Origin of the sequence: Streptomyces sp. NPDC088923, assembly GCF_044749745.1 — a bacterium.
GTDB lineage: Bacteria > Actinomycetota > Actinomycetes > Streptomycetales > Streptomycetaceae > Streptomyces.
The window spans coordinates 21,568-48,146 of the sequence record NZ_JBIVIO010000010.1; the positions used below are offsets into that span (position 1 = coordinate 21,568).

A 26,579-nucleotide genomic window follows, 5' to 3' on the forward strand; every position below is an offset into this window, starting at 1 on the left:
CCGTGCTCCCCCGCCCCCTCAGTCCTCCGTCACCCGCAGGTCCTCCACCGTCCGCGGGACGCGCACCATGCCCTTGTCGTCCTCCAGGGGCTGGATGGTGAAGAGGGACGCGCCCGAGTCGGACTTGGCCGTGAGCTGACGGCTCGCGTACACGGGGCCGCTGCCCTTCCCGGGGGCGAGCGTGAGGGACCACTCGCCCTTCGTGCCCTTGCCCGGTGCGATGTCGAGCGCCTGCGAGGTGCCCTTGGGGACGTTGTACGTCTTCGTGACCGGACTGCCGCCCTTCGTGCCCGCCGAGATCGTGACCCCGACCTTCGCCGCCGATTCGGGCGCCGCCAGGGTCAGGCGCACGCTCTTGCCCGTGTTGCCCGTGACCGAGGCCCGTTCCCCGACCGGGGACGTCGCGGGGATGAACGCCGTCTCCTGGTCGGCGCCCTTGCCGCGCGTGACGTCGAGAGCGGCGACGACCGGGGTCGCCGCCTTGGGGTCCTCCGGGCTCAGGACGAGGCTGCCCGGTTCGCCGTGCGTGATGTCGTCGAGGTCGAGCGAGGCGGTCATCCCGGACTTGACGAGCAGGTTCTCGTGCCCGGCCGGGACGATCGTGCTTCCCTTCTGCGCGAACTGCACCTTCAGGTCCGCGTCGTTGGCACCCGGCGCGAAGGCGACGAGACGGATCTTCGTGGCGTCGCCCGGGATGCCGGGGAGCACGAGCCGCGCGGCCGGGTCCGTCGCGGGGACGAGCCAGTCGCCGCCCGCGCCCTGCGTGCTCGCGTCCGTGGCGGCGAAGATCCGCCCGGTGGTCGCGGTGACGTGCGCGGTGAGGTCCTTCTCCGGCGAGCCGCTGAGCGTCGAGAGCAGGACGGGCACGGTGGAGAGCGGCGGGATCTGGATGCCCTCGCCGACCTCGGACTTCAGCTCGCCCTTCGGCCCGTACAGCGCGATGTCCACGACGGCCGCGGTGTCGTCGGGGTTGGTCAGGTGCACGTAGTCGGAACGGTCCTTCGCCGTGCTCACGCCCGGCAGCCAGAAGTCCGTGTCGGGCGCGCCGCAGGAGATCCCGCGCAGGGCGCGGTCGGCGCCCGCGTCCACGAGGGTCGTCTGCTGCACGGTCCATCCCGGGGCGAGCGGGCCGCTCGCCTCGCCGACGAGCGAGGGCGTCTTCGAGGAGTCGGGCTCCTCGCTCACGGGTGTGCCCTGCTTCTGGGCCGTCAGCAGCGGCTTGCCCGCCTTCGGCGCCCGCTCCGCGTTCTTCCCGTCGCGCACCTCGGTGGGCGAGGGCCGCAGCACGGCCTCGCCGCTGCCGTTCGTGCCGCTCGTCGTCGGCGAGAACGAGGTGTACGTCGTCTCGGCGAGCGCGGAGTCGCCCGGCGCGGGGCACAGCAGGCTGGAGCGCTGGACGGGCTGCGCGGCGGCCGGGGCGGGCCGCTTCTCGCCACCGGCGTCCGGGGCGGTCGCGGTGGCCACCCCGGTCAGGACGGCGAGCGCGGCGACGGCGCCGAGCAGGGTCATCGTGCTGCGGTTCACTGGTCGCTCCCGTGCTCGCGCCCGTCACGGCCCCGCTGCTGACCGTAGGGGCCGTTCTCGTCCTCGTAGGGCTGTTGCCCGTACGGGGGCCCCGGTGGGTACGGGCTGTCGTAGCCGCCGTCCTGCCCGTAGCCGTCCCCGTCCGGCGCGGGCGGGTAGCCGTAGCCCTGGTCCTGGTAGGGCGGCAACTGGCCGGTGTCGGGGCCGTTGGGGTCGTACGGCGGGATCTGCCCGGTGTCCGGGCCGTCGGGGTCGTACGGCGGAATCTGCCCGGTGTCCGGGCCGTTGGGGTCGTACGGCGGGATCTGCCCGGTGTCCGGGCCGCTCGCGTCGTAGGGCGGGATCTGCCCCGTGTCCGGGCCGCCCGCCTCCTCGTACGGCGGGAGCTGCCCCGTGCCCGGGCCGTCGGGGTCGTACGAGGGCGCGCCCGCGTTCTCGTAGCCGCCTTCGTAGCCGGTCCCGCCCGCGTAGGTGTCGTACCCGCCGCCCGAGCCGTACCCGTAGGGGTCGTACTCGGCCGTGGCCGCGTAGGCGGGGACGGCCTCGGGGCCGGGGGCGTCGGCATCCCGCCCCTCCTGGCCCTCGGCCTCCGCCGCCGCGCGCAGGCGGCGGGCGCGGCGGCCCTCGCCGTCGACGGCCTGGGCGGGGACCGCGAGCTCCTCCTCCGGCAGGTCGTCGTCGACGTCGCGGCGGCGGCCCGGGAGGGCGAGGACGACGAGGACGAGGCCCAGCAGGCCCTGCGCGCCGACCCACAGGGTGCGCGTGAGGGGCTGGTCGTACGTGACGTCGAGGTGGCCGCCGCTCGCGGGGAGCGAGAAGCCCTGCGCCCAGCCGTCGACCGTCGTGCGGCTGAGCGGCTTGCCGTCCAGGCTCGCGGTCCACCCGGGATCGGCGCTGTCGGCGAGACGCAGGACGCGGCCCTCCGCCCCGGCGGGGACACGGGTGTGGACGTCGACGGGTCCGGCGGCGACGGGCTGCGGCGGGTGCTGCTTGTCGGTGAGCGTGACGCGGGCGACCTCGCGATCGACGCGCCACAGCGCGAGCCCGTCCTGCCTGCTGACGCGCATGAGCCCCGGCGTCGCGTCCAGCACGCGGCCCATCGCGCTCGACGAGCGGCCCTCGCGGAGCAGGAGGTAGCGGATCGCGTACGAGCCGAGCTGCCCGGCCTGGTCGGCGCCCGAGCCCGCGACGAGGCGGCCCACGGTCTCGCCGAGCCGGGCGTTGGCACCCGCGGCGGCGAACTGCTCGGCGTCACCGAGGTGGTTGCCCGCGCCGCGGATGAGGAAGTACCGGACCTCGGAGGCGTTGTCGCCGTCGAGGACGAGGGTGCGGGCGCGGTCCTGCGTACCGCTGTCGGCGGCGACGAAGGCCGGCACCTGGGTCGGCGAGCGGCGCTCCAGGGGGCCGTCGGCCCCTGCCGCCATCCAGCCGAGGGCGGCGACGAGCGGGCCGAGCGCGGCGGCGATGCCGACGAGCGCCGCGAGCGGCTGGCGCCAGCCGAAGCTCTGCTCGGCGACGCGGAAGCGGGCGCCCTGCGCGCCGATGAGCGCCGCGCCGAGCAGCCCCGCGCCCTGCACGAGGGTCGCCGGGCCCGCCCAGCCGTCACGGTTGGTGAGCACGGCGAGGGCGAAGCCGACGAGGGCGACGCTCCACGCGGTGAGCACGGCGGTGCGGCGCTCGGCACGCAGGAGGGCGCCGAGGGCCGCGAGGACGATGCCGATGAGCAGCAGCCCGGTCATCGTGCCGGGGCCGCCCGGGCTCATGCCGAGCAGGTCGGTCGCGCTCGCGCCGCCCGCGCGGTCGTCGAGCCCGGCCTCGCCGAGCAGGCCGTCCGAGAAGAGCGTGAACGACCAGGGCGCGAGGAGCAGCAGCGGCGTGAGGAGCACGGCGAGGAGCCGGGGCCCGTAGGCGGGCAGTTCGGTGCGGCGCACGGCGAGCACGAGGGCGCCGAGGACGAGCGCGAAGAGCCACACGACGGGCGTGAACGCCATGGTGAGCGTGAGGAGCAGCGCGAGCGCCCAGGCGGCGCGCCATGTACCGCGCCTGCCGAGGAAGCCGCTCGCGGAGAGCGCGGCGCGGGCCATGAGCGGCAGCAGCACGGCGAGCAGCGCGGTGCCGATGCGGCCGTCGGCGAGCGCCCCGGTCGCGGCGGGCAGGAAGGCGTACGCGATCGCGGCCCACGCGCGCAGCAGGCGCGACTCGACCAGTGGCCGGGTCGCGAAGTACGCGGTGACGCCCGCGAGCGGCACGGAGCAGACGAGGAGCACGGTCATCGCTGCCGAGGTGGAGCCGAGGAAGAGCGTCGCGAGGCTCGCGACGAGCGCGAGGTAGGGCGGCGCGGCCTCGGTCGAGCCCGTACCGATCGCGTGCCAGGCGTCGATGTAGGAGGACCACAGCTCGCCCGCGCGGGCGGGCGCGGGCAGCAGCGCGCCGCCCATGAGCGAGCCCGTGCCGAGCAGGTTGCGGCAGGCGATGAGCGAGAAGAGGAGGAGGACGGCGAAGAGCACGGGGCCCGGTTTGCGGCTGAGCCGCTTGATCCGGGCGAACTGCTCGACCTCCATGTAGTCCGCGTCGTCCCCGCCGGGGCCGGACTCGACGACGCCGTGCCGGCCGCCGCTGCTCTCCTCCTGCGCGGTGCGTCCGGCGAGGGAGCCCGCGACCTGTTCGACGGTGAGGCGCAGGGTCGCGCCGGGGGGCGGGAAGAGCGGGCGCAGTTCGGCGGGCTCGACGGCGGACTGGCCGCGCGCGCGGCGGGCCTTGAGGAGCCGTCCCGGGCGCAGCAGGACGGAGAGGAGCCCGGTGATCTCGTCGACGGCCTGGCCCGGGGTCTTGCCGACGAGGTAGGCGAGGGTGCGCAGGACGGTGCCGAGGAGGATGCGGAAGGCGGTCCAGGGCAGCGCGGCGGTACGCGTGTTGACGAGGAGGGTGCGGACCGCGCCCGCCTTGTCGACGCGGTGCGGGCTGCTCGCCGTGCGGCCGACGCAGTCGACGGTACGGCGCTCGCGCGAGGCGGCCTCCGCGTGCCGGACGACGGCGCCGGGGGCGACCAGGACGCGGTGCCCGGCGGCGTTGGCGCGCCAGCACAGGTCGACGTCGTCGCGCATGAGGGGCAGTCCGCGGTCGAGGCCGCCCAGCTCCTCGTACACGTCGCGGCGGATGAGCATCCCGGCGGTGGACACGGAGAGGACGGGGCGGACCGAGTCGTGCTGGCCCTGGTCCTGCTCGCGGCGGTCGATGCCGGTCCAGCGGCGGCCGCTGGGCGCGATCGAGACGCCGACCTCCAGGAGCTGGCGGCGGTCGTACCAGCCGCGCAGCTTGGGCCCGACGATCGCGACGTCGTTGCCCAGCTCCGCCTCGTTCTCGACCGCGCGCAGCAGTTCGGCGAGCGCGGTGGGCGTGGGGGCGCAGTCGTCGTGCAGGAGCCACAGCCACTGGACGGGCTCACCGTGGGGCAGCTCCGGCAGGTCGTAGGTCTCGTCGCGCCACGTACGGCTGACGGGGTCCCAGCCGCTGGGGCGCTTGAGGTACGGAAGCTCCTCGGGGCCGAGCGGGACCGCGACGCGGCTCGCCTCGTCGACGGCCGCGCCGAAGCCGGAGCGGCGGGCGAGGTGGAGCACGCAGGGGTCGCCGAGCGTCTCGCCGAGCAGGCGCGCGGAGTCGTCGGCGCTGCCGGTGTCGGCGGCGACCGCGTTCTGCACGGGGCGCTCCTGGGCGGCGAGCCCGGCGAGGACCTCGGGCAGCCAGCGGGCGCCGTCGTGGGCGACGAGCACCGCAGTGACGACGTGGCGCGGGAACTCGGGTGGGCGGCTCGGATCGACGGCCGCCCAGCGCGCGGGCGCTGCGGTGCTGTCCCCGTAGCCGGGGTGGGCGGCGAAGTCTGCCGGGTGATTGTGCACGGACATCGAGGTACGGGCCCCGGTTCGGTGGACTGCAGTGGACCCCTCGCCACCTCGTGGGGAAGTGGGGGTGTCTCGGACGGGGCCCCACACTAGCCGTTACGGGGGTGGCGCCTCGGCCGCCTGTCCACAGGCGGGGGATGACGAACCGATCGTCATATCGGCCCAAGTGGGGGTGTGTCGGGGCGAACCCTTAGGGGGCGGTCGAACGAATCCCGTAAGGGTCGAATGGGCCCCCCGGCGAGCCCAACGCGCGGGCGGGGAGAGGGGTTCCCGGGGGACAAATCCCAGCCCCTCCGGCGTGTGAGGAGCGGAGTCCGCGGCGCACCCGCCCGGGGGACAAATCCCAGCCCCTCCGGCGTTTGAGGAGCGGGGTCCGGGGCGGAGCCCCGCGCACCCGCCGCAACGCGCACCCGCCGCAATACGCGCCCCGCGCAATACGCACCCACCGCAGGACGCCCACCGCCTCCCGCCCCCGGACATGCGGAACGGGCCCGCTCGCGCGAGCCCGTGCGTTCGCAAGCGCGGTCCCGGGGGACCACCGCGCGGTCCGTTCAGACCGCGGCCTTCTTCAGCCGACGTCGCTCCCGCTCCGACAGCCCGCCCCAGATCCCGAAGCGCTCGTCATTGGCGAGGGCGTACTCCAGGCACTCGGAACGGACCTCGCAGGCGAGGCAGACCTTCTTCGCCTCTCTCGTGGAGCCGCCCTTCTCGGGGAAGAAGGATTCGGGATCGGTCTGGGCGCACAGCGCGCGCTCCTGCCAGCCCAGTTCCTCCTCGGCGTCCAACGCGTCGCCGACCAGCAGTTCCTGAAACAGCTCGGTCATCTGCGCCCCTCGTCTGTCTTTACATCCCCGTGATGCCGCCGTTACCGATGGCGACCAAACGACACGAGTGAAATTACAAGTGTGCTGATCCGAGGCAGTCAAGCCGGGATCTGCTATTGGGCCCCTTATTCACTCTGCGGAACCAAGGGGGTGCGGAAAGTGTTCAAATCGGCCTAAACCCCGCCACACTCCCTGCACGCCTTCCGCACGGACACCGCGACGGCCGCCGACGACTGAGGAGACGTCACCGCATCCGCGCCCGTTCCGCGGAGGACCCGTACTGCGAGCCTGATCACAGAGAGGTCACGAGCAGGCAACGGCACCTCGCGGAGGGACTGCTGCCCCATGTGTCCCGTGAACGAGGTGCACAAACCTTTCAGCACGCGGGTCAACCCGATGAGGTGAATCACTCGGCGGACGCCCGGGCTCGGTTGACATCTCAGGTGTGAACCGCTTGCCTTGTGGGCATGTTCGCGCCTTACGCCCCCGCCCGGATGGTCCGCTCCCGCAGCGCATCCGCGTGCGCGTGTCCGCGTACGGCGCCCGGCGTGCCGTGTACCGCCGGCTGTACGGCCTGAGCTTCCTCCCCGTACCGCGCCTCGCGCCTCGCGCGCCCCGGGCCACACCGCTCCCCGGGCCCGCGTCCGACGCCTGAGCCCCGCCCCGAGACGCCCGAGCCCCGCCACGAGCGGTCGGGCTCCCCTCCCCCTCTCTTCGCCACCGCCGTGCCCGCCCCGCCTCCGGGCCCACCCCCGCTCCCGGAGCCCCGGACCCGCGCGGCACGGCCTCCGTTCGAGCCGCACCGGCCCGTACCCCTGAGGACAACCACCTCCCATGAACGACGACAGCGACCTCCAGATCGCCGGCGACCTCCTGGAGGTCCCGCACCTGCTCCAGCCCCCGCGCCCCCACCCGGCGACCGTCGCCGAGTTCGCCGGGCTCGCCCGTACTCTCGCCGCCGCCCACGCCGCGTGGCGCCCCCTCGTCCGCTTCGACGCCACCACCCGCTGGTACCACCGCCTGCGCACCGGTCCCGGCTACGAGGTGTGGCTCCTGTCCTGGCTGCCCGGTCAGGGCAGCGGGCCGCACGACCACGGCCCGTCCAGCGGCGTACTGACCGTCCTCGACGGGGAGTTGACCGAGCGCACGCCGCGCGCGGAACGCCGCCTCGCGCCCGGCGCGCAGCGCGTCTTCGCGCCCGGGTACGTGCACGAGGTCGTCAACGACGCGCTCGAACCCGCCGTGAGCCTGCACATCTACCACCCGGGCCTGACCGAGATGCCGATGCACGCCGCCGACGAGGGCCGCCGCGCGGCACACTGCGCGACCGCCCACGCCTGACCCCTGAATCCCCCCGCGCCCCGCCTGCGAGAGACTGTCCCCATGCGCATTGTGGTTCTGGCCGGCGGCATCGGCGGCGCCCGATTCCTGCGGGGCCTTCAGCAGGCCGTACCCGAGGGCACGGACATCACCGTCATCGGCAACACCGGGGACGACATCCACCTGTTCGGGCTGAAGGTGTGCCCGGACCTCGACACCGTGATGTACACGCTCGGCGGCGGCATCAACGAGGAGCAGGGCTGGGGGCGCAGCGAGGAATCCTTCCGGGTGAAGGAGGAACTCGCCGCCTACGGCGTCGGGCCCGAGTGGTTCGGGCTCGGGGACCGGGACTTCGCGACGCACATCGTGCGCACGCAGATGCTCGCGGCCGGTTACCCGCTCAGCGCCGTCACCGAAGCGCTGTGCGAGCGCTGGCAGCCCGGCGTCCGCCTCCTGCCCATGTCGGACGACCGCGTCGAGACGCACGTCGCCGTCGAGACGGACGGGGAGCGCAAGGCCGTCCACTTCCAGGAGTACTGGGTCCGCCTGCGGGCCTCCGTGCCCGCGCTCGCCGTCGTCCCCGTGGGCGCCGAGCAGGCGAAGCCCGCGCCGGGCGTCCTGGAGGCGATCGGGCAGGCCGACGTCATCCTCTTCCCGCCCTCCAACCCCGTCGTCTCGATCGGCACCATCCTCGCCGTGCCCGGCATCAGGGAGGCGATCGCCGAGGCGGGCGTGCCCGTCGTCGGGCTCTCGCCGATCATCGGGGACGCGCCCGTGCGCGGCATGGCCGACAAGGTCCTCGCGGCCGTCGGCGTCGAGTCGAACGCGGCCGCCGTCGCCGAGCACTACGGCGCGGGGCTGCTCGACGGCTGGCTCGTGGACACCGTGGACGAGGCGGCGGTCGCGCGCGTCGAGGCGGAGGGCATCCGCTGCCGCGCCGTACCGCTGCTCATGACGGACCTCGACGCGAGCGCGCGCATGGCCCGCACGGCACTCGAACTCGCCGAGGAGGTACGGGCGTGAGCACCCCGTCCCCCTCCCTGACCGTACGGGCCCTGAACGGCATCCCCGAGGTCGCCCCCGGCGACGACATCGCCGCGCTCGTCGCCGCCGCGCACCCCGCCCTCGCGGACGGCGACCTCGTCGTCGTCACCTCGAAGATCGTCTCCAAGGCCGAGGGCCGGATCATGGCCGCCGACTCGCGCGAGGAGGCGATCGACGCGGAGACCGTGCGCGTCGTGGCCCGGCGCGGCCCGCTGCGCATCGTCGAGAACCGGCAGGGCCTCGTCATGGCCGCCGCCGGGGTCGACGCCTCGAACACGGCCGCGGGGACCGTGCTCCTCCTCCCGGAGGACCCCGACGCCTCCGCCGCGCGCATCCGCGAAGGACTGCGGGCGGCGCTCGGGGTGCGGGTCGGGGTACTCGTCACGGACACCTTCGGGCGGCCGTGGCGCGCCGGGCTCACCGACGTCGCGATCGGCGCCTCGGGCGTACGGGTCCTCGACGACCTGCGCGGCGGCACCGACGCGCACGGCAACCCGCTCAGCGCGACCGTCGTCGCGCTCGCCGACGAGATCGCGGCGGCCGGCGACCTCGTGAAGGGCAAGGCGGCCGGCTACCCGGTCGCGGTCGTGAGCGGCCTCGCGCACCTCCTGACGGAGGACGGAGCGGACGGCGAGGAGGGCGAGGGCGCGCGGGCGCTCGTCCGCGCCGCGCGCGACGACATGTTCCGGCTCGGGACCTCGGAGGCGGTACGCGACGCGGTCGCCCAGCGCCGCACGGTCCGCGCCTTCACCGACGAACCCGTCGACCCCGGCTCCGTACGCCGCGCCGTGGCCGCCGCCGTCACCGCGCCCGCGCCGCACCACACGACGCCGTGGCGCTTCGTCCTCCTGGAGTCGGAGACCGCGCGCACCGCGCTGCTCGACGCGATGCGGGACGCGTGGATCGCGGACCTGCGGCGCGACGGCAAGAGCGAGGAGTCGATCGCGAAGCGGGTCCGGCGCGGCGACGTCCTGCGCAAGGCCCCCTACCTCGCCGTCCCGTGCCTCGTCGCGGAGGGCGCGCACCACTACGGCGACGCGCGGCGCGACGCGGCGGAGCGGGAGATGTTCGTCGTGGCGGCGGGCGCGGGGGTGCAGAACTTCCTCGTCGCGCTCGCGGGGGAACGGCTCGGCTCGGCCTGGGTGTCGTCCACGATGTTCTGCCGGGACGTGGTGCGCGAGGTGCTGAAGCTGCCCGAGGAGTGGGACCCGATGGGGGCGGTGGCGATCGGGCACCCGCGGGAGGTGCCGGCGCCGAGGGCGGGGCGGGACCCGGAGGACTTCCTGACCGTCCGCTGAGGCGGGGCGGCGCTACCAGCGCGCGATGTCGGTCTTCCGCATCTTCGGGGCGCGGCGCGGCGGGATCGAGCCGACCGTCAGGAGGTAGCGGACGGCGCGGTGGCGGTGGCCCTCGTACGGGGCGAGCAGTTCGAGCATGCGGGCGTCGTCGGCGTCCCGCTCGCCCACGAGGGACCAGCCGACGATGCGCGGCAGGTGCAGATCCCCGGTCGTGACCTCGTCGGGCGCGCCGTGCGTGCGCTGGACGACCTCGGCGGAGGTCCAGGGGCCGATCCCGGGGATCTTCTCCAGGCGGGCACGGGCCTCGGCGGGCGGCATCCCGGCCGCCTCCTCCATGCGCGCGGCGACCCGCACCGCGCGCAGGATCGTCGAGGCCCGCTTGTTGTCGACGCCCGCGCGGTGCCACTCCCAGGAGGGGACGAGCGCCCAGTCGCGCGCGGCGAGCGGCACCGCCATCCCCTCGGGCGCGGGCCCGGGCGCGGGCTCGCCGAACCGGGTGAGGAGGCGGCGCCAGGCCCGGTACGCCTCATCCGCCGTGACCTTCTGCTCCAAAACGGAGGGGATGAGCGATTCGAGGACGAGCCCGGTCCGCGCGAGCCGCAGCCCCGGCGCGCGCCGGTGCCCCTCGGCCACGAGCCGGTGCCGGGGCGCGAACCCCTCAGGACTGTCCTCCCCGCCGAGCAGGACGGGCAGCCGGTCGAGGAACCACGCGGCCCCGGGACCCCAGGCGTCCCCCCGCACGGTCCCGCCGAGGGCCGTGACACGCAGGGTGGCGGGCCCCTCGGGAGTACGGCTCACACGCCAGATCGCGCCACTCGCGTCCGTACGGAAGGCGGGATCGCCGGGGCCGCGCCGCAGACACCCGAGGACCTGAGCGAGGTGGAGGGGGCCTTCGGGGGTCCACTCGCGGTGATGGGCAGCCTGTGACAGGGGCGCACGGGAGGGTGCGGGGATACGGAGGGGAAAACGGCCGGCCACGCGTCGAGGCTACCGGGACCCGGGGGCTCCGCCCCCAGACCCCCGCTCCTCAAACGCCGGAGGGGCTGATTTTGGTGGCCGTTCCGCCCCGCGCTACTGGTCCGAGGAGAACCGCACCGCCCCGTCCGGCAGGACGGCCCCGCACCACACCCGCACCCCGCCCCGCAGCTCGTTGTCCGCCCCGACCACCGCCCCGTCCCCGATGACCGCCCCGTCGAGGACGGTTCGCGCGCCGACCCTAGCGCGGACCCCCACCAGCGAGTCCGTCACCACCGCGCCCGCCGCGATCACCGCGCCGTCGAGGATCGTCGAGCCGTTGACCCGCGCGCCCTCGCCGATCACCGCGCCCTCGCCCACCACCGTGCCGCCGGTGAGCTTGGCGTCCTCGGCGACCTCGGCCGTGGGCAGGACGAGGTGTTCGCCGCAGCGGCCCGGGACGGCCGGTGAGGGGGCGTGGCCGAGGACGAGGTCGGCGGAGCCCCGGACGAAGGCCTGCGGGGTGCCGAGGTCCAGCCAGTACGTGGAGTCGACCATGCCCTGGAGGTGGGCGCCGGACTCCAGGAGCCCGGGGAAGGTCTCGCGCTCGACGGAGACCGGGCGCCCGGTGGGGATGGAGTCGATGACGCGGCGGCGGAAGACGTAGGCGCCCGCGTTGATCTGGTCGGTGACGATCTCCTCGGGTGTCTGCGGCTTCTCCAGGAAGGCGAGGACGCGGCCCGAGGCGTCGGTGGGCACGAGGCCGAAGGCGCGCGGGTCGTCGACGCGGCTGAGGTGGAGCGAGACATCGGCCCCGGCGGTGACGTGGGTGTCGACGAGGGCGCCGATGTCGAGCCCGGTGAGGATGTCGCCGTTGAAGATGAGGACGGGATCGTCGGGCCCCGACTCCAGGTGGGACGCGACGTTGCGGATCGCGCCGCCGGTGCCGAGCGGCTCGCGTTCGGTGACGTAGTCGATGCGCAGGCCGAGCGCCGAGCCGTCCCCGAAGTACGGCTCGAAGACCTCGGCGAGGTACGAGGTCGCGAGCACGATGTGCTCCACACCGGCCGCCCGGGCCCGGGCCAGCTGGTGCGCGAGGAAGGGCACGCCCGCCGCCGGGACCATCGGCTTGGGGGTGTTGACCGTGAGGGGGCGCAGCCTCGTGCCCTTGCCGCCCACCAGGAGGATCGCTTCCGGTGCTGGAGTCACTCTGACTTCTCTGCTTCCTGCTGGGGCCGGGCCGAATGTCTTTCGGCCGGACAGTTTATGCAGATGAGGATCTTTACGGGGAAGCCGGAACCCTCCCTGGGCGGGAGGGTCCCGGTGCCGGGGCCGGGTCACCTGCCCTGGAGCGCCGCCGCTTTGCTGCGAAGGGTGCCGAGTTTCTCGTAGAGCAACTTCCCCGGGCATTCCGTGGCAAATCCGTCGCGGTGCCCGGAAATGACGTTGAGGCTGACCTTCTCGCCCTTCTCGTACAGGTTGCCGCCGTCCGAGACGAGAGTGACCTTTCCTTCCGGGTCCATGTTGTTCAGGCCGAGTTTCCAGGCCGTGAGCTGGGCGAGGCCGTCGAGCGCGGCGGCGGACGGCTCGGTGTCGGTGTACGTGCCGAGCAGCGCGATCCCCGTGCTGTCGGTGTTGAAACCGAGGGTATGGGCGCCCATGACGGGTTTGGCGACGCCTCCGGCGCGGCCCTCGTAGACGGTGCCGCATTTGTCGACGAGGAAGTTGTAGCCGAGATCGCGCCACCCATTGCTCTCGACGTGATAGCGGTAAATACCGCGAATGACGGAGGGCGCCTGCTCGCACGTGTAGTTGTTGCCGCTCGCGCTGTGGTGGATGAATGCGGCCCGCACCGGTCCCGTGTAGCCGAATTGGGGTTCGCGCAGATTCTCGTCCGCGCCCCAGCCGGCCCGGTCGACGATGGCGGGCTCGGGGGCCTGCCCGCGGGGGAGCGAGCCGTGGCCCGCGGGGGGTCTCACGGGCCCCGGCGCCGGTCTCGTGGCCTCGCGCTGGTCGGCGCCCGGGTCCACGAGGTCGATCCGGAGCCCGGCGGGCAGCGGCGCGGGGCCGCTCACGCGTGCCTCGACCGCGTCGGCCGCCCCGGTCCACAGCGGCGCGGTGCCGCCGTGGCGGCCGGGGGTACGGGCCTCGCGGCTCTCCGGGTCCGCCGCGTGCTCGGCGTTGTGGGTCTCCAGGGCCTGCCAGGCGCCCCACTCGCCGGTGGCGGCGTCGCGTACCCGTACCTCCGCGGTGCCCGTGAGGGTGCGCGCGGGGTCGTCCCAGACGATGCCGACGAGCGAGAAGGGCTTGACGGTGCGGCGGGACAGGCTCGCGCCGTAGCGGTCGTGGCCGTCCGCGCGGGTGGCGGGCAGGCGGGTGAGCGGGAGCGAGGCGGTGGAGCCGGGGACCGGGGCGGGGTGCGCGGCCGGGGTGGGGTGCACGAGCGCGGTGGCGCGGGGGTGGGGGCGCGCGTCGGGGTGCGCGGCGGCGGGTGGGGCGAGCGGCAGGGCGAGGACGGCCGCGCAGGTGACACCTATCGAAGAGGCGAGAAATGTACGCATATTCACGATATTGGGCACACCTTTGGGCGCTGTCCACGGGAGTTGAGGGTGTGTCGGCCACCCCGGTGACGCCCAAGCGGCGGCACGTACGCGGGGGGCGCGGCGCCCCGCGTAGCCTGGGGCGCGTGACCGCTCTCGACCGCACCCCCGCCGACCTGCTGCGTTCCGCGCTCGCCACGGACCCGGCCCGCCCCTTCGTCACGTACTACGACGACGCGACCGGCGAACGCGTGGAACTCTCGGTCGCCACCTTCGCCAATTGGGTGGCCAAGACCGCGAACCTGATCCAGGGCGAGCTATCCCTGAGCGCGGGCGACCGGCTCGCGCTGCACCTGCCCGCGCACTGGCAGTCGGCCGTCTGGCTCGTCGCCGCCTCCTCGGCCGGGCTCGTCGTGGACCTCGCGGGCGACCCGGCGCGCGCGGACCTCGTCGTGGCGGGCCCGGAGGCCCTGGAGCCGGCCCGCGCCTGTACGGGTGAACGCGTCGCGCTCAGCCTGCGCCCGCTCGGCGTGCGGTTCCCCGTGACGCCCGAGGGCTTCCTCGACTACGCGGTCGAGGTCCCGGCCCAGGGCGACCGCTTCGCGCCCTTCGCCCCCGTCGACCCGGAGGAACCGGCGCTGATCGTGGCGGGCGAGGAGCTGACGAGCACGCAGCTCGTGGAGCGCGCGCAGGGGGACGCGGAGCGGCTGGGCGTGGGGCCTGGCGAGCGCCTTCTGAGCGGGCTCGGCTTCGACGACTGGGCGGGGCTGGCGGCGGGGCTCTACGCGCCGCTGGCGGTGGGGGCGTCCGTCGTGCTGTGCCGCCACCTGGACCAGCTCGCGCCACAGGCGCTGGAGCGGCGCGTGGCGGACGAGCGGGTGACGGCGGTCAGCGGGAACTGAGCCCTTCCGGCGTTCGGGGAGCGGGACCCCGGAGGGGCGGAACCACCCGTCTGCCCCTCGTCGCCCACCCGTCTGCCCCTCGCCGCGCGCGCCCGGGCCCCGCAGGCCGCATCGTCGTAGTCGCGGGCAGGCGACACCGAGCGGCGGAGGTCCAGTGAACATCGCGCACGTCCTCCGTCAGCACTGGGTGCGCTGGGTCGCCTTCGGGCTCGCCGTGCTGCTGCTCGTCCTCGCCGCCGTCGTCTGGGGCTTCTACCGCAAGCTCGACCGGAACATCAAGGAGGACACCTCGGCCGCGGCCGAGCTGCGCAAGTACGACCGCGAGCGGCCCTCGTCCGTCGCGAAGGGCGCGCAGAACATCCTCCTCATCGGCTCGGACTCGCGCGCGGGCAAGAACAAGGAGTACGGGCGCGACGGTGGCACGCAGCGCTCCGACACCACGATCCTGCTGCACGTCTCGCGGGACAGGAAGCACGCGACCGCCGTCTCGGTGCCGCGCGACCTGATGGTCACGATCCCCTCCTGCCGGGGTGCGGACGGCAAGCGCGGGAACGAACGCCTCGCGCAGTTCAACTGGGCCTTCGAGAGCGGCGGCACCGCGTGCACCGTACGGACGGTCGAGAAGATGACGAACGTGCGGATCGACCACTACGTCGTGGTCGACTTCGAGGGCTTCAAGAAGATGGTCGACGCGGTCGGCGGGGTCAACGTGTGCGTCGAGCGGCCCATCGACGACAAGGACGCGCACCTCAAGCTCGCCGCCGGGTCCCAGAAGCTCGACGGCGAGGAGGCTCTCGGGTACGTACGGGTGCGCAAGACGCTCGGGAACGGCTCGGACACCGACCGGATCGACCGCCAGCAGAAGTTCCTCGCCGCCCTCGTGTCGAAGATGAGCGGCGGCGACGTCCTCTACAACCCCGCGAAGCTCTACCCGGTGCTCGACGCCGCGACCTCGGCGCTCACCACCGATCCCGGCCTCGCGAGCCTGCGCGACCTGTACGGCATGGTCCGCGGCGTCCGCTCCGTACCGACCAAGGACGTCCGCTTCCTGACGGTCCCGCGCGAGGCGTACGCGGCCGACCCGAACCGGGACCAACTGGTACAGCCCGACGCGGAACGCCTCTTCGCGCAGTTGCGCAGTGATTCACCGGTCAGAGTGGACCCGCGTCCGAGCGCCTCGCCCGCGCCGACCGCGAGCGCGAGCCCGGGCAAAAGCGGCAGACCCGACCGCACGGAGGCGGGCCGCGAAGGCGCCGAGGCCGCGAGGGGGCACGACCCGGCGGGTACGGGCGGCGACGCGGCAAGCACGGGTCGTGACGCGACGAATACGGGCCGTGACGCGCCCGCTGCCCCGAAGCAGGACCGCTACCGGGGGACGACCGCGGCCGACGCGGGGTGCTCGGGGACGTAAGTGAGCGCGCTGTCGGCGGTCTGTGCGCCACTCGGCCCCGTCAAGTAAAGGAATGACCGCCCGGAGTTCAATCACTTCCACAATTGCCATGGAATGCCCGGTTATAAGGGAAGTGGAATGTGTCACCGCCGTCGTCGTGCGGGGCGGTGGGCGGCTAATGTGAGCGATCCCGGTGGCCGCGACCGTACGCATCGCGGCGCGTCACCGACTGACCGAGTGCCTCCCGCCGCGTCTCCAACCCACCTGGAGGGCGGGTCGGCGCCGCGTGCCCCGTGACGGAGGATTTGGACAACCGTGGACGCGCAAGGCCGTGGGCGGGGGGAAGAATTCGACCCCGCAGACCAATGGGTACTCAATCCGCAGACCGGCGAATACGAACTGCGACTCGGCGGCTCCGCTGAGCAGTCGCCGCCGCCGTCGGGTTCCGGCGGCGGGGCCTGGGACCACGTCGACGGCTCCGCGCGTCCCCGCAGGACCGACCCGTACGGCGCCGGGCCCCGTGTCCCCGAGCAGGCCCGCCCCCCGCGCGCGGAGAGCACCCCCCGCGAGGGCGGTCGAGCGGCGGCGCGCCAGGAGGCGGCGAGCGGCGGGCGGGCGGCGGCCCGTAAACAGGGCGGCGGGCGGGCCGCCTCGCGCAAGGCACGCAAGGGCGGCGGCAAGAAGAAGGCGCTGCTGTGGACGGCCGGGGGGCTCGGCTTCGTCCTCGTCGCGGTGGCCGGCAGCGGCTACGCCTACTACCGACACCTCAACGGCAACATAGACAAGGTCGACATCGGCGACGCGGGCAACAAGGAAGCCGCCCCGGACGGGCCGATCAACATCCTGGTCATCGGCACCGACAAGCGCACCGGCAAGGGCAACGAGGGCTACGGGGACAAGGACAGCCCGGGCCACGCGGACACCAACATCCTGCTGCACGTCTCCGCCGACCGCACCAACGCGACCGGGCTCAGCATCCCCCGCGACCTCATCACGAACATCCCGGACTGCCCCACCAAGCAGGACGACGGCTCCACGAAGACGATCCCGGGCACCCAGAACGTCCGCTTCAACACGAGCCTCGGGCAGGAGGGCCGTGACCCGGGCTGCACGATGCGCACCGTGACGAAGCTGACCGGGCTCAAGGTCGACCACTTCATGATGGCCGACTTCAACGCGGTCAAGAACCTGACGACGGCCGTCAACGGCGTCGAGGTGTGCGTGGCGAAGGACGTCGACGACCCCGACTCGCACCTCAAGCTCTCGGCCGGCACGCACAAGGTGCAGGGCGAGCAGGCGCTCGCCTTCGTCCGTACCCGGCACAGCTTCGGCAACCAGGGCGACCTCGACCGCATCAAGGTCCAGCAGCAGTTCCTCGGTTCGCTCGCGCGCCAGCTCAAGTCCGAGGACACGCTGACGAGTCCGAAGAAGCTCTACAAGGTCGCCGAGGCGGCGACCGACGCGCTGACGGTGGACTCCGGGATCGGCAGCATCACCAAACTGATGTCGCTGGCCAAGGAGTTGCAGCACATCAACCCGAAGAACATCACCTTCGCGACGCTCCCGGTGGTCGACAACCCGGCGGAGAAGGTGCACGCCACCGTCGTCCTCGACCAGGCGAACGCGGAACCGCTCTTCGCGATGATGAAGAACGACGTCTCGCTCACCGAGGTCAACAGCAAGAAGAAGGCCGCGGAGAGCAAGGAGAAGCAGGCCGAGGCGGCGCGGCTCAAGGGAAGCAGGTCCGAGGCGTCCGACGTCCGCGTGGAGATCTTCAACGGCGGTGCGGCGACCGGGATGGCGCAGGCACAGCTGACCTGGCTCCAGACCAACCAGGGCGTCACCAAGTCGAGCCAGCAGGGCGACGCGCCCCAGCAGAAGGCCACGACGCTGGAGTACGCGGCCGACCAGGCCCCGCAGGCGCGCAAGCTCGCCGAGATCATGGGGCTGCCGGGGTCCGCGCTCAAGCCCGGCGAGAGCATCGAGAACGACCAGGGGCTGCCGGCGATGAAGCTCGTGCTGGGCCCCGACTTCAAGGGTCCCGGTGTCTCGATCACGGCGCCCAAGGAGGCGCCGAAGGCCGTCCCGCGCCAAGAGGCGGACAAGAAGGTCTGCGCGTCCTGAACGGGCCCGCTCGGGGGGGAAAAAAGGGGGCAGGCGGGAGGCAAGGGAGCCTCCCGCCCGGCATGTTGGCCCGACCATGACCAGCGGCACAACGTTTCGGTGTGTTCGCAGGTCTGAGGGTGGGGGCCACGGCCCGGCACCGAGGGGTGCCGGAGGGGCATGGGGCGGGAAGGCGGGACGAGATGACGGGTGACACGGCGAGCGGGAAGCTCCCGGGGCTCGGTTCGGGGGAGTCCGTACGGGCGGGGGAACCGGCAGCCGGGCCCGCGCCGGGCGACACGTCCGAGGGCCCCGACGGGCGAATACCCGAGCAGGGCGCGGACGGCATACCGGGACCCGCGGCGGAGACGGAATCCGTACCGGATACCGCGGACGCCCCCGAGCCGGACGCGGCCACGCACGCCGTACCGGAAACCGCGACCGCCTCCGTACCGGAAACCGCGCACGAGCCCGCGCCGGAGGACGCGACCGCCCCCGCGCCGGAGGTCGCGACCGCCCCCGCCCCGCCCCGCAAGCGGCGCCGGGCGCGGCGCGTCCTCGCCTGGTCGGCGTTGTCGCTCGCCGTGCTGATCGCCGGCACCGCGACCGCGGGCTACCTCTACTACCAGCACCTCAACGGCAACATCGTCAAGGCCGAACTGACCCCCGTGGCACCGGAGAAGCGACCACCCGCGCCGACGCCGAACACTGCCGGGCAGACGCCGCTGAACATCCTCGTGATCGGCTCCGACAGCCGGAACACGAAGGAGAACCTCAAGCTCGGCGGGGCCAAGGAGACGGTGGGCGGCAAGCCGCTCGCCGATGTGCAGATGCTCGTGCACGTCTCGGCGGACCGCAGCAACATGTCGGTCGTGAGCATGCCGCGCGACACGCTCCTCAAGCTCCCCGAGTGCAAGGACCCCGACACGGGCGAGGTCCACCCGGCCACGACCACCCGGCGCATGACGAACGAGACCCTCGGACGCGGCGGACCGGGGTGCACCGTCGCGACGTGGGAGGCGACGACCGGCATCCACATCGACCACTTCATGATGGTCGACTTCTCCGGCGTCGTCTCGATGGCCGACGCGGTCGGCGGCGTCCCGGTCTGCGTGGACCGCAACATCTACTCGCACACCTCCACGGGCAAGGGCTCGGGCCTCAAGCTGGAGAAGGGCACGCACCCGGTCAAGGGCAAGCAGGCGCTCCAGTGGCTGCGCACGCGCTACGGCTTCGGCGACGGCACCGACATCGGGCGCGCCCAGGCCCAGCACATGTACATGAGCGCCATGGTGCGGCAGCTGCGCGAGAACGCGACGCTCACCAACCCCGGCAAGCTGCGCGCGCTCGCCGAGGCGGCGACGAAGGCGCTCACCGTCGACGACGCCCTCGGCAGCGTCAAGAAGATCTACGACCTGAGTAACGACCTGCGCGCGGTGCCCCCGGAGCGCATCACCCTGACAACGATGCCGTTCGTCTACGAGGGGGCCCGCGTGGCGCCCAAGGCCGGGGACGCGGAGCAGTTGTGGCGGCTCGTGCGCGAGGACATCGCGCTCGACGGCAAGGACAAGAAGAAGCCGAAGGTCAAGGACATCAGCGACCGGGCCGCCGCGCCCGGCGAGGTGGAGGTGTCCGTGCGCAACGCCACGGCGACCGACCAGCTCGCCCTCGTACCGGAGCGCGCGGGCACCATCGCGCAGCAGCTCGTCACCAAGGACTTCGCGCGCACGACCGCCGACCAGACGCACACGGGCAGCGAGGACAAGACGGAGGTCCGCTACCCGGGCGGGGACGCCGAAGCCGACGCGCAGTCGGTCGCGAAGGCCCTGAAGATCCCGCTGCGGCGGGTCAAGGAGAGCGCGGACGTCACGGGTGTGACCGTCGTGATCGGCTCCGACTGGCGCGAGGGCACGCGCTTCCCGAAGAAGGACGACGATGACGACGACGCGCTGCCGAAGTCGGCGCAGGCGCTCAACGGTGCGGACGACTCGGCGTGCATGAAGGTGGACCCGGCGTACTCCTGGTGAGCGCCCCCTTCGGCGGTGCCCTGCCGCCGAAGGGGGGATCTGAGGCGCGGCGGATGGGCCAGTACAGCGGTACGACAGTCATACCGGCTTACGGTCTGGCTCATCCCGTCCCGCCGTGCCGCCCGCGCGGCGGTGTCCGTCGTGCGGAGGTACCGTGCCCGCCCCCAGCCGCCACACCACCCCCCGTCCCCGTCGCGCCCCGAGCGCCCGCCGCCCGCCGCGCCGTCCGCCGAGCCGTCGCCGCCGGGCACTGCGCTGGGCGGTACGGGGACTGACCGGCTGTTCCCTCGCGGTGCTGTTCACCGCCGGGGCGGGGCACACGCTGCTCAGCGGCGTCGATCACAAGATCGGCCGCGTCGACGCGTTCAAGGGCCTCGCGGGGCGCCCGGCCGCGGGTCACGGCATGAACCTGCTGCTCGCGGGGACCGACGAGCGCGCGGGGCTCGACAAGGGGACACGGCAGCGGTACCGGCTCGGCGGCGCGCCCTGCCACTGCACGGACACGCTGATGGTCGTGCACCTGTCGGCCGACCACTCCCGCGCGAGCGTCGTGAGCCTGCCCCGCGACTCGTACGCGATGCTGCCGCCGCACGTCGACCGCACCTCGGGCGAGCACCACCACGAGCACCCCGTGAAGCTCAACGCGGCGTACGCGGAGGGCGGCCCGCAGCTCACCGTGCGGACCGTCGAGAAGCTCACGAAGGTGAAGATCGACCACTACGTGGAGGTCGACTTCACGAGCTTCATGCGGACCGTGGACGCGCTCGGCGGCGTCGAGATCTGCACGGCGAAGCCGCTCAAGGACTCGTACACGGGCCTGGACCTCGCCGCGGGCTCGCACACGCTCGACGGCGGGCAGGCGCTCCAGTACGTACGGGCCCGGCACGTCGACGCCGCGAGCGACCTCGGCCGGATGCGGCGGCAGCAGCGGTTCCTGGCGGCCGTCGTGGACCGCGCGACGAGCGGCGGGACGCTCCTCAACCCGGTCCGGCTGCACGACGTCGCGAACGCGCTCCTGTCCTCGGTACGGGCCGACAAGGGCTTCGGCACGGACCAGATCCTGGACCTGGCCCGCGCGATGCGCGGCTTCGGCCCCTCCTCCTCCGAGTTCGTCTCGATGCCGCTCGCGCCGAAGGGCCGCCACGTCCCGCACGTCGGCGACACGCTGGTGTGGGACGCGAGCCGCGCGAGGGCCCTCTTCACGGCCCTGCGCGAGGACCGCCCCCTGGCCGCCCACAAGCCGGCCGCGGGCCCGGCCCCCCTCCCGGTCGACGTCCCGCCCCGGCAGATCTCGGTACGGGTCCTGGGCGGCGCGGGGACCGGAGGCGAGGCGGAGCGCGTGGCGAAGGCGCTGCGGGCGACGGGCTTCACGGCGCGGGCGGCGGCGACGGAGGCGGCCGGTCCCGCCCGGACGACGCTCGCCCACGACCCCGGCTGGGACCGCTCGGCCAAGAGCCTCGCCACCGCACTGCCGGGAGCCGCGCTGGTCGAGGAGAAGGGCCTCGCCGCCACCCTGGAGGTGAGGATCGGCAAGGACCACCCGGCCGTCGCGAGGGTCCGCGCGGAGGACCCGGCCGAGGCTCCGGAGGAGAACGAGTACGGGGCGGTCCGGGGCGACGAGGTGACGTGCCCCTCGTGAGGGGCGCATGAGCCGCAGGGCCCCTCCCCCGTCCCCGCCGCCCCGTCCCCCCGCTCCCGCGTCCCTCAGTCCAGCAGCCCCTCCGCCACCCGCTTCTCGCGCAGCTCGCGGATCGCGCGGCGGCGGGCGAGGCGGTGGGTACGGCGGATCTGGGCCTCCTGGAAACGGCGCTCGTCGGTGTCCGTCTCGGGGAGTACGGGGGGCACGGGGCGCGGGCGGCCCTGGGCATCGACCGCGGCGAAGACGAGGTAGGCCGTGCCGACCTGCTGGCCCGGGGTCGATTCGTTCCAGCGCTCCGCCATGACGCGCACGCCGATCTCCATCGACGTGCGCCCGGTCCAGTTGCACTGCGCGTGGACGTGCACGAGGTCGCCGATGCGGACCGGCTCCAGGAAGACCATCTCGTCCATCGAGGCCGTCACCGCGGGCCCGCCCGAGTGCCGTCCGGCGACGGCGCCCGCGGCGTCGTCGACGAGTTTCATGATCACGCCCCCGTGGCCGGTGCCGTAGAGGTTCGTGTCGGTGGCGGTCATGATGTGGGAGAGCGTCGTACGGGATGCCGAGGTCGGCTTGCCCGGGATCTCCGGGTCCGTACGCGGTGCCGGGTCAGTCATACCGTCCACTTTATGTCCGCCGGGTCACCCCCGCTTTTGCATCAGCTCTGCAACAGGCCCGCTCCGATTCCTTCCCCGCCCTGTATGGCGAGCCCCCGGGGGCGGCAGACTTGTCACATGAACGAGAGGCCGCAGAGCTGGGACGGGGAGCGATCCGACAGCCGGGGATACGGGCGCGGGAGCGCCGAGGCGCAGCCCGAGGGTGCCCGCTCGATGCCGCACGTGCGGCGCGGCGGGCCCGGAGGGACCGGGCAGCCCGGGGGTCCTGCTCCCGTTCCCCCGCAGCAGCAGTACGGGCAGCAGGGCGGCCAGTACCCGCCGCCGGACCAGTACGGGCAGCGGCAGGGCCCGTACCAGGACGGCTACGGCGAGTACGACAGCGGCTACAACACCGGGCAGGTCTACGGCTCGCCCGGCGGACCGCAGCACCCCGGCGGCCCCGGCGGCCCGGCACAGGGCCGCCCGGCGCGCCCCGCGCCGAACTGGCGCAAGCGGATCAAGTGGACCGCGATCGTCGTGGTGGCCGCGCTCGTCGTGACGACCGTCTCGACGTACTTCTGGGCCGACGGCAAGATCCGCCGCGAGGTGGACCTCTCCAAGGTCATCGACCGCCCCGACGAGGGCAAGGGCACCAACTACCTCATCGTCGGCTCCGACAGCCGCGAGGGAATGTCCAAGGAGGACAAGAAGCGCCTGCACACCGGCTCCGCCGAGGGCAAGCGCACCGACTCGATGATGATCCTGCACACGGGCGACAACGGGACCACGATGATCTCGCTGCCCCGCGACTCGAACGTCACGATCCCGTCCTTCAAGGGCTCGGACTCGGGCAAGATGTACCCGGCGCGCGGCGCGAACAAGCTGAACGCGGCGTACGCCTTCGACGGCCCCGAGCTCCTCGTGCGGACCGTCGAGTACAACACCGGGCTGCACATCGACCACTACGCGGAGATCGGCTTCGGCGGCTTCGCGAGCATCGTGGACGCGGTCGGGGGCGTCGAGATGGACATCCCGAAGGGCTTCAAGGACGAGAAGTCGGGCGCCGACTTCAAGGCCGGGAAGCAGACCCTCAACGGCGAGCAGGCCCTCGCCTTCGTCCGCACCCGGTACGCGCTGCCCGGCAGCGACCTCGACCGCACGAAGAACCAGCAGAAGTTCCTCGCGGCGCTCGCCCACCAGGTCGCGACCCCGAGCACGGTCCTCAACCCCTTCAAGCTCTACCCCGTGATGGGCTCGGGTCTCGGCTCGCTCGTCGTGGACAAGGACATGAGCCTGTGGAACCTCGTGTCGATGTTCTGGGCGATGAAGGGCGTCACGGGCGGCGACGGCAAGCAGATGAACATGCCGATCTCGGGCAGCGTCGGCGGCAACCTGGCCTGGGACATGCCGAAGGTCAAACAGCTCGTCAACGAGCTGAAGAACGACGACAAGGTCACGGTCTCGGGCAACTGAACGGGCCCTTCACGGCGGGGCGTTCCGGCACCTACGGGTCCGGGGCGCCCCGCCGCGCCGTTCCCGGCCCAACGGGCGCGGGCCGCCCCGGCGCGGCTCCCGCCCAGCCCACCGCCCCGCCCTGCGCACCTGCCACAACTCGCATATTCTCGCTGCTACATGACGGCAGAAGCGTGACTTGGAGAGCAGCGGCATGAGCGAAGCGGCCCCGAACACCCCCTCCCCCTACATCGACACGACCCGCCCCCACCCGGCCCGCATGTACGACTGGTTCCTCGGCGGCAAGGACAACTACCCCGTCGACGAGGAGATGGGGCGCAAGGTCCTCGCCATCGAGCCCAACGTCCCCGTACTCGCCCGGATGAACCGGGAGTTCATGCGGCGGGCCACGCGGTGGCTCGCCTCGCAGGGAATACGGCAGTTCCTCGACATCGGCACGGGCATCCCCACCTCGCCCAACCTCCACCAGGTGGCGCAGGGGGTCGCGCCCGACGCCCGGGTCGTCTACTGCGACAACGACCCGATCGTCCTCGCGCACGCCGAGGCGCTGCTGCGCAGCCACCCCGAGGGTTGTGTCGACTACGTGCAGGCCGACGTCCGCGACAGCGCGGCGATCGTCGAACGGGCCTCCAAGTCGCTCGACTTCAGCAAGCCGGTGGCCCTCTCGCTCATCGCGCTGCTCCACTTCGTCGGGAACGGGGACGGCACCGGGACAGAGGCCGGTGCCCACGAGATCGTCTCGGGGCTCGTCGACCTCCTGGCGCCCGGGAGTTACCTCGTGCTCTCGCACGTGACCGCCGACTTCCAGCCCGAGAAGGCCGAGCAGGTCGGCAGCCTCTACCAGTCGGGCACGGCCTCGCTCCACCCGCGCCCGCGCGCGGAGTTCGTGAAGTTCTTCGCGGGCCTGGAGTTCGTCGAGCCCGGCATCGTCTCCGAGGGCGAGTGGCACCCCGAACTCGGTGAGCCGGTCCCCGGCGAGGAGAACGTCGTCAAGGCCGGTTACTCGGCGGTGGCGCGCAAGCCCTGATCCCGCGGCGCGCTCCCCCCGATTCCCCCACCCTGCTGGCGACTTGGAGAACGTTGTGGCCGAAGCGACCCCTGACACCCCCTCTCCCGTCATCGACACCACCCGCCCGCACCCCGCCCGCCTCTACGACTGGTACCTGGGCGGCAAGGACAACTACCCGGTGGACGAGGAGCTGGGGCGCAAGCTCCTCGCCATCGCGCCCGGCATCCCCCTGGCGGCACGGCAGAACCGCGCCTTCATGCACCGCTCGACGCGCTGGCTCGCCGAACGCGGCGTGCGGCAGTACCTGGACATCGGCACGGGGATACCCACCGAGCCGAACCTCCACCGCATCGCGCAGGAGGCGGTGCCCGGGGCACGCGTCGTCTACTGCGACAACGACCCCATCGTGCTCGCCCACGCGGGCGCGCTGCTCGACAGCACCCCGCAGGGCTCCGTCGACTTCGTCCAGGCCGACGCCCGCGACGCGGACACGATCATCGAACGGGCGGCGAGGACGCTGGACTTCGGCGAACCCGTCGCGCTGTCGCTCATCGCGCTGCTGCACTTCCTCAGCGACGAGGACGGGGCGGGCGCTCTGGTGGAGCGGCTCGTCTCGGCGCTCGCGCCCGGGAGTTACCTGACGCTCTCGAACCTGACGGGCGACTTCGCCCCGAAGGACATGGCGAGCGGGGTCACCGGTTTCTACAAGTCGGGTGCCATGACGATGGAGTTGCGCGACCGGGCCCGCTTCACCGCCTTCTTCGACGGCCTGGAACTCCTCGATCCGGGCGTCGTGGTGCTGGAGGACTGGCACCCCGAGCTGGGCGAGGTGGTACCGGCGGGCGAGGGCACCTTCAGCTCCGGATACGCGGCGGTCGCCCGCAAGCCCTGACCCGCCTCAGCGCCGCCACAGCACCACGGCCGTCATGTCCCCCGCCCCGCCGAGCGGTTGGCCGAGGAGCGAGACGGGCCCGGTCGGCGGTGGTCCCGGTGCCCACGCCGCCGCGAGCCGGGCGCGGGTGGCCGGGGCGGCGGGCAGGCGGCCGGTCGTGAGGAGCAGGGCACCGCCCGGGTGCGGGCCTTCGAGGAGGCGGGCGGCGGTGGCGGGGGTCTCGTACCAGTCGCCGCCGGGGCGCAGGACGGCCGTACCGCCGCCGGAGCCGGGGGAGGCGCCCAGCACCACGAGCCCGCACGGTGCCCCCGGGTCGTCCACGGGGACGTGGAGGAGGCGCAGGGTGTGGTCGGCGGGCGACGTCCCGTGCCGTACGGCCGTGTCGGCGAGGACCGCCGCACAGGCGCGCGTGCTCTCCTCGCCGAGCCGCCGGTACCTTTCGGCGTCGCGCGTGCGCAGGGCCTCGTGGAGCGCGGGCGCGGTGCGCAGGGCGTGCCGGTAGACGGCCGCGCAGGCGTCCTCGGCGGCGGGTCCGCTCGCGAGGGCGAGGAGGAGCCCGGGGCCGTACGGGGCGAGGGCGAGCGCGTCGGTGCGGGGGCGTCCCGGTGTCCCGCGCGTACTGACCCCGTACGCGGTCCACGGCCCCGCCGTCGCCGCGTCGAGCACCGTGGCGGGGCGCAGCGCGGCACGCCAGTCGGCGGGCGGGGCACTCGCGGGCGCGGCCGGCGGCGGGGCGGCCGGGGCTTCGCGAGCCGGTGGCGGGGCGGCCAGGGCTTCGAGGGCGGGTGACGGGCCGAGGCGCAGGTCGAGATCGACCTCCTGGCCGGGTACGGGGCGTACGACGGCCATCGCGGACTCGGCGAAGTCGTCGAGGCTGAGCGCGCGGGGCCGGGGGCCCGGGACGTGCGGGGTCTCGCCGGAGTGCGGGCGCGGCGGGACGAGCGTGTCGGTGGGGCGCGGGCGGCGGACGGCGGCGGGACGGCACGCCTCGTCGGCGGCACGCCGTATGGCGGCGGCCCTGGCCTCGCGGCGGCGCCGTTCCTCGTGCCGTACTCGCTCCTCGTGCCGGGCGAGGGCGGTGTACCGGTCGGAGGGGTCGTCCATGGGGACCTCCAGGCGTACGGGACGACGAGGGCCCCACTCCCCCG

Annotated in this window: 19 protein-coding genes; 11 read left to right on the top strand and 8 right to left on the bottom strand. The window is 73.6% G+C overall.

Annotated elements, in window-relative coordinates:
- Positions 1-18 precede the first annotated feature (18 nt).
- The 3 genes from ACIP4O_RS27625 to ACIP4O_RS27635 all read right to left on the bottom strand — a co-directional run bounded on the left by ACIP4O_RS27625 (position 19) and on the right by ACIP4O_RS27635 (position 6,247).
- A complete protein-coding gene (locus ACIP4O_RS27625; RefSeq protein WP_401578534.1) occupies positions 19-1,524 on the bottom strand; it encodes a DUF5719 family protein in 1,506 nt (501 codons plus the stop codon).
- A complete protein-coding gene (locus ACIP4O_RS27630) occupies positions 1,521-5,426 on the bottom strand; it encodes a glycosyltransferase (RefSeq protein WP_401578536.1) in 3,906 nt (1,301 codons plus the stop codon). The genes ACIP4O_RS27625 and ACIP4O_RS27630 overlap by 4 nt, the downstream gene beginning before the upstream one ends.
- 548 nt (positions 5,427-5,974) lie before the next feature.
- Positions 5,975-6,247, bottom strand: coding sequence for a WhiB family transcriptional regulator (locus tag ACIP4O_RS27635; protein WP_007822987.1), 273 nt, complete (start codon positions 6,245-6,247; stop codon positions 5,975-5,977).
- 834 nt (positions 6,248-7,081) lie between these two features.
- Between ACIP4O_RS27635 and ACIP4O_RS27640 the strand changes: the two genes are divergently transcribed.
- From ACIP4O_RS27640 to ACIP4O_RS27650, 3 genes are read left to right on the top strand one after another with little or no spacing between them, the layout of a single operon-like run.
- Positions 7,082-7,588, top strand: coding sequence for a cysteine dioxygenase (locus ACIP4O_RS27640; protein ID WP_401578539.1), 507 nt, complete (start codon positions 7,082-7,084; stop codon positions 7,586-7,588).
- Between the two features lie 42 nt (positions 7,589-7,630).
- Positions 7,631-8,590, top strand: a complete 960-nt coding sequence (cofD, locus tag ACIP4O_RS27645) for a 2-phospho-L-lactate transferase (RefSeq protein ID WP_401578541.1) — start codon at positions 7,631-7,633, stop codon at positions 8,588-8,590.
- Positions 8,587-9,909: a coenzyme F420-0:L-glutamate ligase gene (locus ACIP4O_RS27650; RefSeq protein ID WP_401578543.1), complete on the top strand. Its 1,323-nt coding sequence runs from the start codon at positions 8,587-8,589 to the stop codon at positions 9,907-9,909. The genes cofD and ACIP4O_RS27650 overlap by 4 nt, the downstream gene beginning before the upstream one ends.
- Before the next feature lie 12 nt (positions 9,910-9,921).
- On the opposite strand, the gene ACIP4O_RS27655 is transcribed toward ACIP4O_RS27650, so the two are convergent.
- From ACIP4O_RS27655 to ACIP4O_RS27665, 3 genes are all read right to left on the bottom strand, one after another.
- A complete protein-coding gene (locus tag ACIP4O_RS27655; protein ID WP_401578545.1) occupies positions 9,922-10,887 on the bottom strand; it encodes a DNA-3-methyladenine glycosylase family protein in 966 nt (321 codons plus the stop codon).
- 93 nt (positions 10,888-10,980) lie between these two features.
- A complete protein-coding gene (locus ACIP4O_RS27660) occupies positions 10,981-12,072 on the bottom strand; it encodes a sugar phosphate nucleotidyltransferase (RefSeq protein WP_401578547.1) in 1,092 nt (363 codons plus the stop codon).
- Between the two features lie 128 nt (positions 12,073-12,200).
- Positions 12,201-13,424, bottom strand: coding sequence for an N-acetylmuramoyl-L-alanine amidase (locus ACIP4O_RS27665; protein WP_401578549.1), 1,224 nt, complete (start codon positions 13,422-13,424; stop codon positions 12,201-12,203).
- A 125-nt stretch (positions 13,425-13,549) separates the two neighbouring features.
- Between ACIP4O_RS27665 and ACIP4O_RS27670 the strand changes: the two genes are divergently transcribed.
- The 5 genes from ACIP4O_RS27670 (at position 13,550) to ACIP4O_RS27690 (ending at position 21,464) form a co-directional block, all read left to right on the top strand.
- On the top strand, positions 13,550-14,305 hold the full coding sequence (locus ACIP4O_RS27670) for a TIGR03089 family protein (protein ID WP_401578551.1): 756 nt from the start codon (positions 13,550-13,552) through the stop codon (positions 14,303-14,305).
- Positions 14,306-14,459: 154 nt separating this feature from the next.
- Positions 14,460-15,716, top strand: a complete 1,257-nt coding sequence (locus tag ACIP4O_RS27675; RefSeq protein WP_401578553.1) for an LCP family protein — start codon at positions 14,460-14,462, stop codon at positions 15,714-15,716.
- 294 nt (positions 15,717-16,010) lie between these two features.
- Positions 16,011-17,819, top strand: coding sequence for an LCP family protein (locus ACIP4O_RS27680; RefSeq protein ID WP_401578555.1), 1,809 nt, complete (start codon positions 16,011-16,013; stop codon positions 17,817-17,819).
- A 182-nt stretch (positions 17,820-18,001) separates the two neighbouring features.
- Positions 18,002-19,825, top strand: a complete 1,824-nt coding sequence (locus ACIP4O_RS27685; protein ID WP_401578557.1) for an LCP family protein — start codon at positions 18,002-18,004, stop codon at positions 19,823-19,825.
- Between the two features lie 115 nt (positions 19,826-19,940).
- Positions 19,941-21,464: an LCP family protein gene (locus tag ACIP4O_RS27690; RefSeq protein WP_401578559.1), complete on the top strand. Its 1,524-nt coding sequence runs from the start codon at positions 19,941-19,943 to the stop codon at positions 21,462-21,464.
- Between the two features lie 65 nt (positions 21,465-21,529).
- Here ACIP4O_RS27690 and ACIP4O_RS27695 read toward each other — a convergent pair whose 3' ends face one another.
- Positions 21,530-22,078, bottom strand: coding sequence for an acyl-CoA thioesterase (locus ACIP4O_RS27695; protein WP_361334831.1), 549 nt, complete (start codon positions 22,076-22,078; stop codon positions 21,530-21,532).
- A gap of 117 nt (positions 22,079-22,195) precedes the next feature.
- On the opposite strand from ACIP4O_RS27695, the gene ACIP4O_RS27700 reads away from it, so the two are divergent.
- The 3 genes from ACIP4O_RS27700 to ACIP4O_RS27710 all read left to right on the top strand — a co-directional run bounded on the left by ACIP4O_RS27700 (position 22,196) and on the right by ACIP4O_RS27710 (position 25,431).
- The gene (locus ACIP4O_RS27700) at positions 22,196-23,530 is read left to right on the top strand and encodes an LCP family protein (protein WP_401578562.1); all 1,335 of its coding nucleotides are present in this window, start codon (positions 22,196-22,198) and stop codon (positions 23,528-23,530) included.
- A 193-nt stretch (positions 23,531-23,723) separates the two neighbouring features.
- Entirely contained in the window at positions 23,724-24,557 is an 834-nt protein-coding gene (locus ACIP4O_RS27705) for an SAM-dependent methyltransferase (protein WP_401578564.1), read from the top strand.
- A gap of 55 nt (positions 24,558-24,612) precedes the next feature.
- The gene (locus ACIP4O_RS27710) at positions 24,613-25,431 is read left to right on the top strand and encodes an SAM-dependent methyltransferase (RefSeq protein ID WP_401578566.1); all 819 of its coding nucleotides are present in this window, start codon (positions 24,613-24,615) and stop codon (positions 25,429-25,431) included.
- A 6-nt stretch (positions 25,432-25,437) separates the two neighbouring features.
- On the opposite strand, the gene ACIP4O_RS27715 is transcribed toward ACIP4O_RS27710, so the two are convergent.
- Positions 25,438-26,535: a hypothetical protein gene (locus tag ACIP4O_RS27715; RefSeq protein ID WP_401578568.1), complete on the bottom strand. Its 1,098-nt coding sequence runs from the start codon at positions 26,533-26,535 to the stop codon at positions 25,438-25,440.
- Positions 26,536-26,579 lie beyond the last annotated feature (44 nt).

What these genes read in the sequence shown, in the direction of transcription:
- ACIP4O_RS27630 (WP_401578536.1), bottom strand. Translation starts at nt 5,426, where the DNA reads ATGTCCGTGCACAATCACCCGGCAGACTTCGCCGCCCACCCCGGCTAC.
- ACIP4O_RS27635 (WP_007822987.1), bottom strand. Translation starts at nt 6,247, where the DNA reads ATGACCGAGCTGTTTCAGGAACTGCTGGTCGGCGACGCGTTGGACGCC.
- ACIP4O_RS27640 (WP_401578539.1), top strand. Translation starts at nt 7,082, where the DNA reads ATGAACGACGACAGCGACCTCCAGATCGCCGGCGACCTCCTGGAGGTC.
- cofD (WP_401578541.1), top strand. Translation starts at nt 7,631, where the DNA reads ATGCGCATTGTGGTTCTGGCCGGCGGCATCGGCGGCGCCCGATTCCTG.
- ACIP4O_RS27665 (WP_401578549.1), bottom strand. Translation starts at nt 13,424, where the DNA reads ATGCGTACATTTCTCGCCTCTTCGATAGGTGTCACCTGCGCGGCCGTC.
- ACIP4O_RS27685 (WP_401578557.1), top strand. Translation starts at nt 18,002, where the DNA reads ATGACGGGTGACACGGCGAGCGGGAAGCTCCCGGGGCTCGGTTCGGGG.
- ACIP4O_RS27695 (WP_361334831.1), bottom strand. Translation starts at nt 22,078, where the DNA reads ATGACTGACCCGGCACCGCGTACGGACCCGGAGATCCCGGGCAAGCCG.
- ACIP4O_RS27700 (WP_401578562.1), top strand. Translation starts at nt 22,196, where the DNA reads ATGAACGAGAGGCCGCAGAGCTGGGACGGGGAGCGATCCGACAGCCGG.
- ACIP4O_RS27705 (WP_401578564.1), top strand. Translation starts at nt 23,724, where the DNA reads ATGAGCGAAGCGGCCCCGAACACCCCCTCCCCCTACATCGACACGACC.
- ACIP4O_RS27715 (WP_401578568.1), bottom strand. Translation starts at nt 26,535, where the DNA reads ATGGACGACCCCTCCGACCGGTACACCGCCCTCGCCCGGCACGAGGAG.